12 protein-coding genes are annotated in these 14122 nt (G+C 34.9%); 1 reads left to right on the forward strand and 11 read right to left on the reverse strand.

Annotated elements, in window-relative coordinates:
* Position 1: 1 nt before the first annotated feature.
* The 7 genes from IPH52_01885 to IPH52_01915 form a co-directional block, all read right to left on the reverse strand.
* A complete protein-coding gene (locus tag IPH52_01885) occupies positions 2 to 730 on the reverse strand; it encodes an ABC transporter permease subunit (protein ID MBK7053792.1) in 729 nt (242 codons plus the stop codon).
* Between the two features lie 8 nt (positions 731 to 738).
* Positions 739 to 1659, reverse strand: a complete 921-nt coding sequence (locus tag IPH52_01890) for an ABC transporter ATP-binding protein (protein ID MBK7053793.1) — start codon at positions 1657 to 1659, stop codon at positions 739 to 741.
* A gap of 67 nt (positions 1660 to 1726) precedes the next feature.
* Positions 1727 to 2839: a peptide chain release factor 2 gene (gene prfB / locus IPH52_01895; GenBank protein MBK7053794.1), complete on the reverse strand. Its 1113-nt coding sequence runs from the start codon at positions 2837 to 2839 to the stop codon at positions 1727 to 1729.
* Between the two features lie 86 nt (positions 2840 to 2925).
* A complete protein-coding gene (locus IPH52_01900) occupies positions 2926 to 3294 on the reverse strand; it encodes a VOC family protein (GenBank protein MBK7053795.1) in 369 nt (122 codons plus the stop codon).
* Between the two features lie 72 nt (positions 3295 to 3366).
* Positions 3367 to 4368, reverse strand: coding sequence for a class I mannose-6-phosphate isomerase (locus IPH52_01905; GenBank protein ID MBK7053796.1), 1002 nt, complete (start codon positions 4366 to 4368; stop codon positions 3367 to 3369).
* 20 nt (positions 4369 to 4388) lie between these two features.
* A complete protein-coding gene (locus IPH52_01910) occupies positions 4389 to 4817 on the reverse strand; it encodes a hypothetical protein (GenBank protein ID MBK7053797.1) in 429 nt (142 codons plus the stop codon).
* 61 nt (positions 4818 to 4878) lie between these two features.
* Positions 4879 to 5973, reverse strand: coding sequence for an endonuclease/exonuclease/phosphatase family protein (locus IPH52_01915; protein ID MBK7053798.1), 1095 nt, complete (start codon positions 5971 to 5973; stop codon positions 4879 to 4881).
* Positions 5974 to 6188: 215 nt separating this feature from the next.
* Between IPH52_01915 and IPH52_01920 the strand changes: the two genes are divergently transcribed.
* Entirely contained in the window at positions 6189 to 6593 is a 405-nt protein-coding gene (locus tag IPH52_01920; protein ID MBK7053799.1) for a MerC domain-containing protein, read from the forward strand.
* On the opposite strand, the gene IPH52_01925 is transcribed toward IPH52_01920, so the two are convergent.
* The 4 genes from IPH52_01925 to IPH52_01940 form a co-directional block, all read right to left on the reverse strand.
* A complete protein-coding gene (locus tag IPH52_01925; GenBank protein MBK7053800.1) occupies positions 6594 to 9047 on the reverse strand; it encodes a SpoIIE family protein phosphatase in 2454 nt (817 codons plus the stop codon).
* Positions 9048 to 9200: 153 nt separating this feature from the next.
* Positions 9201 to 12488 (reverse strand): response regulator, encoded by a 3288-nt coding sequence (locus IPH52_01930; GenBank protein ID MBK7053801.1) that lies wholly within the window; start codon positions 12486 to 12488, stop codon positions 9201 to 9203.
* Entirely contained in the window at positions 12485 to 13084 is a 600-nt protein-coding gene (locus tag IPH52_01935) for a hypothetical protein (protein ID MBK7053802.1), read from the reverse strand. Before IPH52_01935 ends, IPH52_01930 begins: the two co-directional genes overlap by 4 nt.
* Positions 13044 to 14114, reverse strand: coding sequence for a hypothetical protein (locus IPH52_01940; protein ID MBK7053803.1), 1071 nt, complete (start codon positions 14112 to 14114; stop codon positions 13044 to 13046). Before IPH52_01940 ends, IPH52_01935 begins: the two co-directional genes overlap by 41 nt.
* Positions 14115 to 14122 lie beyond the last annotated feature (8 nt).

The following is a 14122-nucleotide window of genomic DNA, read 5'->3' on the forward strand; positions in this document are numbered from 1 at the left end:
CTTATCCTACCCAACGTCTAGATTCAAGTGATTTGATTGTGAGATATAGAAATGTAAAAATTCCAGAAAAGAAAAATACAAATCCCGAAAGTGGAAGCACGCCTTTCGAAAATGCAATGAAGTGCGAAAAAATATGCAAATGAAATAAAATCGAGCGAGTCTTTGCTTGAAATAAATGTGAGAAAAATCCCAATACCCAGAGAGTCATTACGATTAATACTGCGATGAGTAGAGATAGCATTTGATTTTTTCCGAGGCTACTCCCGAACATCCCCACCGAATAGATGAAGCATCCTAAAAGAAAAACACCAGTGCTGCCCGTAAAGAAAATATAAAGTGGAGCCTTCCAGAAAGAATAGAGTAAAACTGGAAAGAGTCCATTGATGAAAACTGTTATGATAAAGCATACGAATGCGCCAAATAGGAATTTACCCACAACAATGTCCATATCAGAAATCGGAGAAGTGTAAAGTAATTCCATCGTGCCTTTGTTTTTTTCTTCTACTATACTTCCCATTGATAAGATCATCATAGAAATGATAATCGTTGACATGAAGCTAAAGAAGGTAATAACAGTTGCCTCTTCGTAATTATTACTTCCGTGAAAATTTGAAATCAAAACAAGAAGTGCGTTTAAGACAGCAGTTCCACCAAGAACGAGGGCAGCCATATAAGTATTAAAGAATAATTTACATTCTTTCAAAAAAATCCATTTGATATTTTGCATAATAAAATCTCCTAGATACGATCAATAAAAAATTGTTCGAGAGTTAGATCTTCTTTCTTCAATAGTTCTAACTTGAAATCTTTTGTATGTAATCCAAGTAGCAATTGATCTCGATAGGAATCGATGTCTGTAGGTTTTACCGAGAACAGATAATAGTCCTTATTCTCTTCGACTATCTTTACAATCGCCTCTTTCGAGATATTTTCAAGGAAGGATTGACAGGCTATTTTCGAACTGCTTCTAAGTCCAACATGGAGTTCAGAAATTTTCTGCATTTCATTTTCTAACTGAGTGCGAGAATAATCATAAACCAATTTTCCTTCATGCAAGAATAGAAACCTATCACATACCAAATATACTTCCGAGAGTATATGACTGGAGATAATGACTGTATGCTCCATTGATAGATTTTTTATTAGGTGGCGGATTTCTACGATTTGCCGCGGATCAAGTCCACTGATCGGCTCATCCATTATAACCACTTTAGGATTTCCTAATAGCGCCTGGGCAATACCAACTCTCTTTCTAAATCCTAAGGAGAGATGAGCTATGAAGGTATCTTTGACATCTATAAGATTTGTCGTCTCACATACACGTAGAATTTCAGAAGAAATATCTTGAACTCCCTTTATATGTGCGACAAATTCTAAATAGTCGCTAACGGTAAAGTCTTCGTAGAGTGGAGGGGTTTCAGGTAAATAGCCAACTTTTCGCTTAATTTCAAGAGGCTCCGTAAATGAATTCAATTCATCTATCCATACCTCGCCTTCATTTGGAATTAAAAATCCACTCAGAATTCGAATCGTGGTAGTTTTACCGGATCCATTTAAACCCAATAGACCAACGACCTCGCCCTTATTGATTTGAAAATTTAAACCGCTAATGGCAACCTTTTCAGAATAATATTTTGTTAGATTTTGAACTTTAATCATAGACTTAGTTGAAACATAACTCAAAAAGCCTTTCTGTTCTCAAGTAAAATTTTTTGTAAATTAGTGGCTAACTTGATATATACTTCAAATACGCCATTACAAAATCATCCAAATCCCCATCCATGACTGGTTGCACATTTCCTGTTTCCTGATCTGTGCGATGGTCTTTGATTAGATTGTAAGGATGAAATACATAACTACGAATTTGCGAGCCCCATGCGATGTCTTTTTTCTCACCGGATTTTTTTTGGCTTTCTTCTTCGGACTTTTTCTTTTCTAGTTCGTAAAGTTTTGCTTTTAGCATTTTCATTGCAGTAGCACGGTTTTTGATTTGCGATCTTTCGTTCTGACATTGGACAACAATTCCAGTTGGAATATGCGTCATGCGAACGGCTGAGTCTGTTTTATTGACGTGCTGACCACCTGCTCCTGAAGAGCGGTAAGTATCGATTCGCAAATCTTTATCTTCTACAACAATGTCAATATCGTCTTGTAATTCAGGAGAAACGTGCACGGAGGCAAACGATGTATGCCGACGCTTATTGGCATCAAAGGGAGAAATTCGCACAAGTCTATGAATTCCATTTTCCCCTTTTAAATATCCAAAGGTGTATTCTCCTTGCACATGTAGGGTAACATTCTTTATCCCCGCCCCTTCTCCTTCTTGATAGTCAATCATATCTACACGGTAGCCTTTCTTTTCGAAATAGCGACTATACATACGAAATAAGATTTCTGCCCAATCTTGACTTTCTGTTCCACCAGCACCCGGATGGATATTAAAGAACGCATTATTGCCGTCATCCTCTCCACTAAGCGACCCTAAGAGTTCTAGCTTTGTAAACTCTTCAAAGAGTCGCGCATAATCTTCATTCAACGCTACAAGAGAAGCTTCGTCCGAAGACTCTTCTAAAGTCATTTCAATCAAGTCTGGAAAATCTAAAATTTCTTGTCTAATCGCGAGCCATGGGTTTAACTTTTTTTCTAAAACATTTTGCAGTTTAGATATTTCCTGTGCCTTATCGGCATTATCCCAAAACTTTGGCTCTTTCGCTTGCTCTTTATAAGAGGCTACACGATCGTAGTCGGTCTGAAGATTTAATGATTTCCATCGAGAATTAAAATTCTCTTGGAGTTCTTTACTGAGTTTAATAAGTTCTTTAGCTGGCTTTATATCCATAGATAGACCTGCGATGTAAAAATAAAAAAGGCATCCCAAGGAAATAGTTTCCTCAAAATGCCTTCTGTGCTTGATTGGAATTTAATTCAGGACTGGTAGAAAATTTCTATTAAATTATTGTCTGGATCTTTGAATACGAGAGATTCGCCTTTACCGGCACTCTCAGGACCTTTTACGATCTTGATTCCTTTTTCTTCAATTTCAGAAATCGCCTCGGTAAAATCATCCACATCCATAACAAAGCTAAGAACAGGAGTTACACTTCCGCTCAACTGATTTTCTACTTTATCAACCTGAACTAACTTAACCTTAATCGGATCGAGAGTCATGATTGTAAATTTTGAATTGGAGTCGTCTAGGACTTCAAAATCAAATAAATCAGAATAAAATTTTGCTGAAGCTGATAAATTTGTTACAGCTATGCTTACGTGGTCAATACCTTCTACTATTATCATTCCATAAACCTATAATCTTTTTTACCAGTTTGGCTGAAAAAGGCATGCTGTCCATTGAAAAATATTTCCCTCTCACAAATAAGTAACCCAATCGGAACCAACACTCATAACAGCCAATCGAATGCTTCCCGAAATCGGTTTAATTTTTATGTCCTCTTGCATTGCCTGTGCAGTTATAAGGAAGGTATTACCTGTTTGCAATTTTTCAGAATCAATTTCACACTCACCAGAAATCATATAAATAATCTGGAAAACTTTTTCTTTTGAGGAAGGAGGAATGTTTATTTCTTTCGAAAATTCTAAAAGTTCTAAACGAAATTTATCATTCGCTGCGAGAACCTTTCGATCTCCATTTTCCCAAGATATACTTTCAGGTTGAATGATTTCTTCACCGGAAGATTTTTTAAAATTCAAAACATCTAAAGCTTTTTCCAAATGAAGCTTTCTCGGTTTTCCATCATCACCTAACCGTCCGTAATCGTAAACACGGTAGGTTGAATCAGAGGATTGCTGGACTTCTAAAAGTAAATTTCCCCCACCAATAGCGTGAACTGTTCCAGGATTAATCATGAATGCATCCCCTGCTTTCGCTTTTACAGATTGAAGACAGGATTCCGCCTGGTTACTCTCGATTAGCTTCGCATAAAGGTGACGATCCAAGGCTTCACAAAACCCGCAAACAATTTCAGCACCTGGATCTGTTCCGAGAATAAACCAAGCTTCTTTTTTGCCCGAGCTTTCGGGATCTTTTTTAGATGCATACTCATTGTCTGGATGAACTTGAACGGATAATTTGTCTTTTGCGTCAATGATTTTAACTAATAAAGGAAAGTCTTCTTCGGGTTTAAACACATCGCCTAGTATTTCTTTTGTATAAGATTTATACACTTCTCGAAAAGTTTTTCCTTTTAAATTTCCATTTTCGATAATAGACAAATCATTCCCATAATCAGACACTTCCCATGATTCGCCTATATTTCCATCTGGAATATTTCTTCCAAGGATAGTCTCGAGTTTGCGCCCGCCCCAAATTTTGTCTTTGTAAATTGGTTTAAACTTAAGTATACGTTGCATTGTTTTTGAATTATAGAAATCTACTTCTTGCTTTTTTCTTCTTTAGCGGGGAGTGCTCCACTAGGATTTAATTCAACATGAACTTCCGTTTTATTTTTCACCGGTTTATACATGGAGCCTGTCGCATAATCAATAATTATCCCTGGCCAGCCTGTGAATAAACTCAACCAGAACCATCGATTGATTCCTCTCTCTAAAACAATGTAATTATCATCGTATCCCTTGGTTTCAAATTTTAAGACAGTGTCTCTTCTCATATTTACATCAATTTTACAGGGAGTTTTGTATTTTCCTATAACCAGCAAAGCATCCTGTGCAGTTACATCTGCATTGCTTGGATTTGAAGTGACTGTATAGGTATAGCTGTTATCGCTAAACATCGTTGCACAGTTCACAAAGAATAAGATCGAAATTAAATAAATAATTGTGATTAGGTTTTTAGTCATCATAAGTATATTATCATCCTTTATAAAATTTGAGTCAAACTTTTTTCCGTTTTTGAAGGCTTGCCTACTCCGGAATTTGCATTTCTACAATCAGCGGCAAATGATCTGAAATCGCAGCCGTATCTTTTTGTCTTACAACATAGGACTTTGTCAGGATTCCATTCGAATGAAAAATATAATCAATGGTTCTATCCGCTTTTCCTTTTGCATCTGGATCGTTGGCAATATGTGTATAATAAAGCTCTTTGTCTTTGCCTACCATTGCTTCGAGAGGAACAGCTGACTTGAATGAATCAAATAGAACTCCAATTTCAGATTTTGGTGCGTAAAACTCTTGATGGGTTTTCATAAGTGTAGACAAATCAAAATTAGGCGGAAGTAAATTAAAATCACCTCCAATAAACCATTCTACTTTCTCAGAATTTCTTTTGTTGAAAAGATTTTTTAAATATTCGACTTGTCTTTGCATAGTATCAGAGCCATGAGCAAATGCATCTAGATGAGTATTCATAGCAGAGATATATTTAGAATTTGAAATAGGCATTTTAGATTCTAGGACTGCTCTCTTTAAACCAAATTGTTTTGTAATTGGATCTGCGGGGATAATGGCTAATGCATGACGAACTGCGGATTCAATTTTATATTTGCTTATAGTAGATACTTTCAATCCAGTAGAGCCTTTTACTCTAGCATGTGGAAGATATTTATTTCGCCAATAAAAAGCAGAGGCACTACAAGAATATTCTTCCGGCAAAAGTTTCATCAATTCCACGAGCTGATCTTGGTTATCCGTTCTCTTTGCATCTTCATCCATTTCTTGTAATAGAATCACATCAGGACTTTCATCCTTAATCACCCGTGCAACTTCTTTAAGAGTAGTTAAAATTTCACTCGCTTCCGGTCTTTCATGTGGTCCGTCCCCTTTGGGAACATCAAAGAAAAAAACATATTTCTTTCCTGCCATGAATTGCACATTCCAATTAAGAACTTTCAATTTTTGTCCAGGCTTAAGTATTGGCGGATTTGCCTTGCAGGTTACTTTTTCTTCCTGTAAATCAGAAGGATGATACGTTAAACCATAAACGAGAGCAGAAATCCCGACGACTCCTGCGATTAGAATCACAAATAGACTGAGCAAAATTTTCTTTAATATTTTCATTTAATTCCTCATGTAAAACTCAAATTTTAGGATTGTAACATTTTTGTAAAGGCTGATTTAGTTTTATCATCGGTATCTACTGAGTTTGTTTTGCTTCAGTGTCGGCGCCATTTGTTAGTTTATCGAACCATGGCAATCCTTTGGGCATTGAGTAAAAGACATTGACAATTCTAGTTTGTGCAACTATGTTGCACAAATAGAGAAATAAAAACAGAATGTTAACCAGTCTCAGAAAGAATTTTTCCAATTTAGAATCCATTAGCGCTGTAGGAATGTTTTTATCCCTTGCTTGCGCAATACACTGTATGGCGTTTCCCCTTATCATTCTAATTGCTCCCCTGGCTGGAGTTGCTTTTTTTGAAAATGAGATGCTTGAACACCTTTCCATTTTGACTTCCGTAATTATTGGGGCATACACCCTGTTTACCGGTTACAAAAACCACAAAAACTTTCATTTGATTGCATTTTTCTTCCTGGCAATCCTAGTTTTAATAGTAGGTATTTTTATTCCTATCACATTTAAACCCTGGGCAGATGCTCTCGGTGCTTTCTTAATTGCATCTGTATTATTCTGGAACTTGCGGCTAATGCATGTTCACCAACAGAGTTGTAAACACTGATTACTCCTCAATCAAAAATATCTTCGCAAATTCTTTTTCTCTTCCGCCTTCTGGAATTAATCCAGCAAGATATTTAGCACGCTCCATATCTTTCATTCTAAAATAGCAATGAGCTAGATTGACTAGATTTCGAATATGACCTGGTTCTCTTAGTCGAACTCGCTCTCCTGCCTTTATTGCTTCTTTGAAATTTTTTACTTTTTTATAAGCGTAAGATAAAAGAAAAATAGATTCTGTATCGGAGGGACTCAGTGTTAGGTGATCTTCTGCGATTAAGACTGCTTCGCTAAATTTCTTTGCCTGGATGAGGGATTTTATTTTTTCTCGTGCTGAATCGTTTTCAATGATTACTTCATGGTTTGAAAATTTAATACTCATGAGCGACAAATCATCTGTAATCTCTCCTTTTTTATAAAGGATATCTACAATAGAATGAATATCTCCTTCTGATTGTTCAACGGTTCCGAGAAAAAGAGTATGGTCATAATTTAGATTTTTCTCGCCTGTTTTTTCATCGAGTAGAATAATGTCATCGCGCCCATCAGAGCCATTGATTACAATGTCGCCGTCTTTCATCTGAAATATTTTTACATAAATATAGCTCTGTGCAATTTCAGTTCCCAATTTTCTAAATATAAAATCTTCATCTATAAAGCTTGCTTTTCCGTCCCGATAGATGATACTCACGGGATGCTCTGCATTGATAAAATACATAAGACCTGTTCTGTTATCTATTAGCCCCATTACGATAGAAACTAACATAGAGCCTTGAAAGCTTTCGAATACTTTGTGTAATTCGATAAAAGAATTCTTAAGCCACTTTTCTGGATATTCATCTTGCACAACTTTACTGAGTCGTGTTCTTTCTAGAATAGAATCAAATACCGAGCCCATCACAAGAGCACCGCCCGCGCCTTGCATGGATTTACCCATTGCATCTGCGTTGAAGAAAACAGTCATATTCCGCCCGCGTAGAATTAAACTCTCAGCACGACAAAGATCTCCTCCTAAATCAGAGACTTTGTTTTTAAACTCAAAAGTCTTTTTTTGTTTTACAATAAAGTCAATAGATACCTGGTTCTTTTCAGCATGGTTCTTACCCAGTGGTTTAATTAGAAGAGATGTTAAAAAATAATCTCCGTCTTGTGACATTTTTAATTTCTTCACATTCTCCAAACTAAGACTGAGTTCTTCTGTCCGAAGAGCAACTTTCTTTTCTAAGTTTTCATTTAGCTCTTCTACTTCTTCTTGGAGTCGAACCGATTTGTTAGCGAGGATAATGGCTAAACTTGAAATAAAAAAGAAAAAAGCATATCCCATAATTTTAGGAAAAATAAAAACACCTCTCGTGCTTAATGTATCTACGACAAGTGCGCAAAAAATAACAGCAACTCCAGAGAAAATAAAAACTGCATCTATATTTTTTTCTCTCATTCGAACTATCAAAAAATAGAAAATGAAAATCATATATACAATCCATATTGGCTGAACGATTGTAGTATTGATAAAATTATAGTGTCGAATATTAGTTATAACTACTTCATAAATAAAAATTGAAAATAAAATTCCATCTGCTATTTTCTGAGGGATATTCCATTTAAATTTGAATAATTGCCTTATAAAATGTGCAAATATTGGAACTACAGCGACTATTACCATGTATTCACATTTCTTAATCATAGCAAAATCAAAATGAAACTCATTGCGTAATTGATTTCGCATTATTTGATAGAGCACGAGCATAATAGTGAATACACCAAAAAAAAGATTTTCCTTCTCTTTTCTTCTTCTCGCAAATAAAAATAAATAATAAATCCCAACAACAAGGTAAATCATCAGCAGAACAAGTTTTACGTATTCGAAGTTGATAAAGCTCTTCTCTACCATTCGTGTTGGACCAATTTCTGTTTTGTCTTGCTCTATGCCCATTGAACCGAGAAAGTATTCTTCTACTTCGATTAATAGTATATTTTCAGCACCTTTGCGAAGTAGATTATCTGGAATCTCATAAATTCTAACCTTGTCATAGCCAGATGGATAATTCTGACCGAACTCTCCAGTCGCACCGATCAAAATCCCATTGAAATAAGTTCTATCTCTATCGCTTATCGTTCCAAGACGAATCGAAACGGAATTAGTATTAATCGTTGGTGGAAAAATAAAAGTTTTAGCAATCCAAATTTTATGGAGTTCTGGCTTATTATAATTAGCCTTAACAAATCGAGAGGGAATGGTATGCGCAATCCATTCGATTTTATTTTCCCCTTTCTCTAAAAAATTACGGCTAAATTCATCTGGATTCAAATCTTCCGTTGAAACAAACCAATTTGAATTTTTACTGCTATCTAAATTAGTGATTTCTTCTAAGGAACTAATAACTTGTGGAATAAATTTCTTTTCCGCTTGAGAGTGTATTTGCGTGAAAAAGGAAAAGATAAGAAGAAATTGAATCATTTGTCTCATATTTTTTTGCCTCAGATTTCAGGAAAATAAGAATCCATAGAATTTAAGTAAGTTTGCAAATTTTTCTAATTTGGTCAAATGCTAAATTAAACTTTTAAAGAAAATATCCATTTTATTAGGTTTGTGTAAAATCTATGTCTCCCTTTAGTGCTTTAAATCTCGAATCATTTTATATTTTTCCCAGAATTCATCATTCGGGACTAGACCAATTTCATCTTTTGAATATTTCGGTTTTATTCGAAGCAAGTAATACATCATTACTTTTCCTTTATTTTTGGCATCTATCTCGCCACGATATTCGCATTCAAAAAAATCTTTCACTAGTTCATACGTCGCATAAGAGATATTAACCTTTCCGGGTGTTCCACTTGATTCCATACGGCTTGCGGTATTAACAGTATCGCCCCAGACATCATATGCAAATTTCTTTTCGCCTACCACCCCTGCCATCACAGGACCAGAGTGAATACCAAGGCGTAACTCCCAGTAAGGTATATTCATTGCTTGTTTTATTTCTTTCATCTGACGCATGAAGCTTTGAATTTCTGCGGCAGCGAGACAAGAATCGATTGCATGAGTTGCGTTTACTTTTGGTATGCCTCCAGCACACATATAGGCATCCCCGATCGTCTTTAATTTTTCTAGATTATTTCTCCCTGTTATCTTATCAAACTGAGAAAAACAGCCATCCAATTCTTTGATAAGTTCCTGCGGAGTTAAATGTTCTGCAATCATTGTAAATCCTTTAAAGTCTGTGAACATGATACTCGTTTGCTCGAAGAGCACAGGTGTGACACTTCCTTTTTCTTTTAGCTCTTCCGCAACTTCTTCAGGAAGGATATTCAGTAGTAACTTATCAGATTTTTTACGCTCTACCTTTGCTTCTTCTGTAGCTTCTTGCGAAACTTTATATAGATTCGCATTCTGTATCGAGCCAGCGACTTGACCGGAAATTTTTTCTAATTTTTTTTGTTCTTCTTTCGAAATTTCAGTAACGTCTCTAGCTTTATGAAGGCATAAAATTCCAATTGCTTCTTTGTATATCAGTAGAGGTATTTCAAAGAAATAACGAAAGTCAGCTTTTTCTACTAAGTCATGATCAATCGACCCAAAAATTGGATTTGCATTTAAAGGCAGATAAATAGTTTTTTGAAGGCTATAAGTAATATATAAACTACCCGAATCTTCCGTAAATGGAATTCGAATGTTTTGAAAATAGGATATTGATTCCGGTGATAAGGTATTCGAGAAAACACAACCGTTGTAAAATTCTTTTTTTTCGAAATCTACTAGCCATAAAAAATAATCTGTATAATTGTATTTAACTTCTAAATAAGAAATCAAATAAGTCATTACGCCAGTTAGACTACTTACTGAATTTAGATCACGAATGAGTTCATTGATTTCCTCTACTTCGGATTTTGCTTCCGCCAATTCCTGTGTGCGCTCTTCTACTTTATGTTCTAGATTGAGGTTATACTCTATTAGTTGCTCAGTTTTTTCTTTTAGTTTAATATGAACGCCCACGCGGGAGAGTAATTCTTCTTTTGAAAATGGTTTTACAATATAATCATTTCCCTCTGCATTGAAGCCTGCCATTAAATCACTGGATCTATTTTTAGCAGTTAAAAATAAAACAGGAAGTTCATTCATATCATATTTTTCTCGGATTTTTTGACTTACTTCAAAACCAGTCATCATCGGCATCATTACATCTAAAAGAACAATATCGGGTTTCTCATGTTCTAATGCAGCTAACGCTTCTTTGCCGTTATTTGCCGTAGTTACCCTGTAACCTCTAAGAGAAAAATGATTTGATATAACTTGTAAGTTGATTGGCTCATCGTCTACAACTAAAATATGATTTGCGCTACTCAGATTTAGATGATTCAAAATAGGATCAGGGTTTTCTAAATTCACATGTATAATTTCTGGTTGATTATCTTCCACAGTAGAAATTAGTTCTGTGACTCCACTCTCTTCATTTTCTTGCGGCTTCTCATTAGTAACCGGCAAAGTAAATATAAATTTAGAGCCCTTTCCAAGTTCTGATTCTGCAAATATCTTCCCACCCTGTAATTCTAAAAGTTGTTTTGTAACAGATAATCCTAGTCCAGTGCCACCATATTCTCTTGTATTAGAAGTATCTACTTGTTCAAAAGATTCGAATATAGTTTCCAATTTATCCGCGGGGATACCGATTCCTGTGTCAATGATAGAAATTCGAATCAATGGAATCGATTCGGTGGTCGGCAAATTCAAATCAGCCGCAATAGTTACTGTTCCTTCCTGTGTGAATTTAACAGCATTTCCAATGAGGTTATAGAGGATTTGCTGCAAGCGGTTTTCATCTGCTAGAACCGCCGGAGTGTCTTCAGAAATATTATTGATTAGTTTTAGATTTTTGTTTTTAATTAGGGGTTCTGATAATCTTAGAATAAGATTCGTGACGGAATGAATATCTACTGGTTTTAAATGGATATGCAACTCTTTATGCTTTAACTTAGAAAAATCTAGAATATCATTTACTAAGGATGCTAGCCGTTTGCCGCTCGAAATAATCAGACTTAAATTCTGGACTCCAGATTTTGACATTTGTCCCGAAACTCCATCTAGAAGTGATTCGGCAATTCCAATAATACCATTCAAAGGAGTTCTAAGCTCATGAGAAGTGTTTGAAAGAAAATCATTCTTTAATTCATCTGTCTTTTTTAAAGCAATTGCCATTTTATTAAAATCATCAGCAAGTTCTCCGATCTCATCTTTACTACTAATATATATCTGATGATCTAAATTGCCTGTTCGAATTGTTTCGACTCCTGCCTTTAGAACTTGGAGCGGCTTTGTGAAATAATTGGAAATAAAAAAAGTAAATACGATAGATATTAAAATAATAATTATACTATAAATTATAATTTGCCTTTGAATATTGTCTACATGATGAAATAATACTCGCTTGTCAAAATCGAATATGGCTGCGCCAATTCTCATTTGCCCCTCTTCATGTTCAATGAATATGGGATAAGTAAAACGCAATAGAAAAGTATTTTCAGATTTTATTTCTCGATAACTTAATTTGGTAATTTCTCTAATGTAATCAATTTCTGATTGAGAAATTTTCTTTCCTTTATTGCTATCAATTGTGCCTTCCACATATACGCCATCTACATTTATAATGTCGATACTTTTTAAACCTCGAATTGAATCCGTATCCATACCATGAATTACGCGATCAGTTCCTTCATAGGTTGAATTCATAAACAATTCTTCTTTTGCCACGTTGGAAATAATTTCAGATAAGCTTTCGCATAACGCATAAGCATTTTCTACAATAATCTTTTGACTCGTTACAATTGCTAACCAAGCTAACGGAAGCAGTGTCACGACAAGCATGAGAAAGATAATTAATACCAGTTTATATCTTATTTTCATTTTAACAATTCACAACCTGCAAGTTTTTCTTTTCTGCATCTTATTAGTTTTTCATAAGACTCTTTTTTTATTTTGGAAAGTCTTAGATATTCTGTTGCTACTTTATTATCTGGATCTAACAAAAGAACATTGTCAAAAATTTCTATAGACCGTGGATACTTTCTTGTATTATAGGCAGACAATCCTTCCTGAATAAAACTGTTCGTCTTACTATTTTCAATTCTTCTCAGAGCGGCTAATTCTTCTTTTGCTTTCGTGTTCGCTGAATAGACTTTCACAGCCTCCAAGTATTTTCGAATAGCATTAAATAAATCTCCTTTCTTATAGGAATTATTTGCTTGTGTCCTTATTTCTTCACTGTCCGAAAGAATTGCATTCTTATGCTTCTCTCGTATCTCTTCGTTTTCTGGATAGATTTGTAGAATCTTTCCGTAATACTCGGAGGCTTTTCTGTATTCCTTTTTATTGAAGGCATTCTCTGCCAAAGAATTTATTTTTTCAAATTCATCTTTGTTTAGAATATATCGAATTTTCCTTTGATAATATATTGCAGTTTCATTGGTTGGCTCTGACTTTAAAAAGTTTTGAAAACGCATTACTCGCGGATTGATACAAGCCTTTATAATATAAATCAATTCCAAGACTCAACAGTTTATCAGACTCTACTTTATTCAAGACCGTCTGTGGAATTTGTATGCCAGATGATTTTGCATATTCCTGATTTAGATAAAGCCTTCGACTTTCAGGAACTGATACAGGACCTATATGACATTTTGTTTTTTTAGTTAGAAGGTCACTTCCCAATTTTCCTGTTTGCTCTCCTACGCTCGTATAGTCGGGGATAATGGCAAATGTCGCTCCAATATCAACTAACGCAGGATAATATGTCATGAGTATAATCCCATTTTTTTTACAATACTCGGATATGGCAGAAAAATTTTCTTCTCCATAGATGGGATCAGGAACAAGTAAAAATGCATCCGAGCCAGCTACTAAATTTGCGAATGTTTCCGCAAACTCTTCATTAGACCCAACGGAGGAAGAGTTTAAAATTAACTCCTGGTAAATATCTTCGTATTCCGCTTCTTGTATCATATACTTTGCCTCGCTGATACTGTAAATGGAATATACCTTCTTTGCGTTTGGTTTTATTTCTTTGAGTGTTTTAAAATATTCTTTGACAGGGATTTCGAGGTCGTATCCGCAAAGATTTTCTTTTTTAGTGAATAAGGTTCTAGAAGAATTTACAAAGGAAAAAAGAATCGGTGTATCCTTTAACTCTGCAATCGCAGCATTCGTAGCCTCTTTCCCAAATGTAACGATGAATGGTTTTTTAGATTTTTCATACTCTTCAAAGAAATTATTTTCCTCTGATTCTTTTGATTGAATATCTTGTAAGAAAACAACTTTTGATTTACCTTTGAATGATGATTGAAATCCAGTAATCCCTTTCATGTAGAGAGCATTCGTAGAAGAAACAAGTATTATTATTTCTTCATTCTCGTTTGGAAATATACTTATAGAAAAAAATAGAATTAGGATTACAACGAGGCAAATACTTAGTAAACGCTGTTTCTGTTTAGGGAAAAAAGTTGGATTATGAATGTTATTTCTAGTATACTTCATTTTATTTC

The organism is Leptospiraceae bacterium, from assembly GCA_016708435.1.
GTDB lineage: Bacteria > Spirochaetota > Leptospiria > Leptospirales > Leptospiraceae > UBA2033.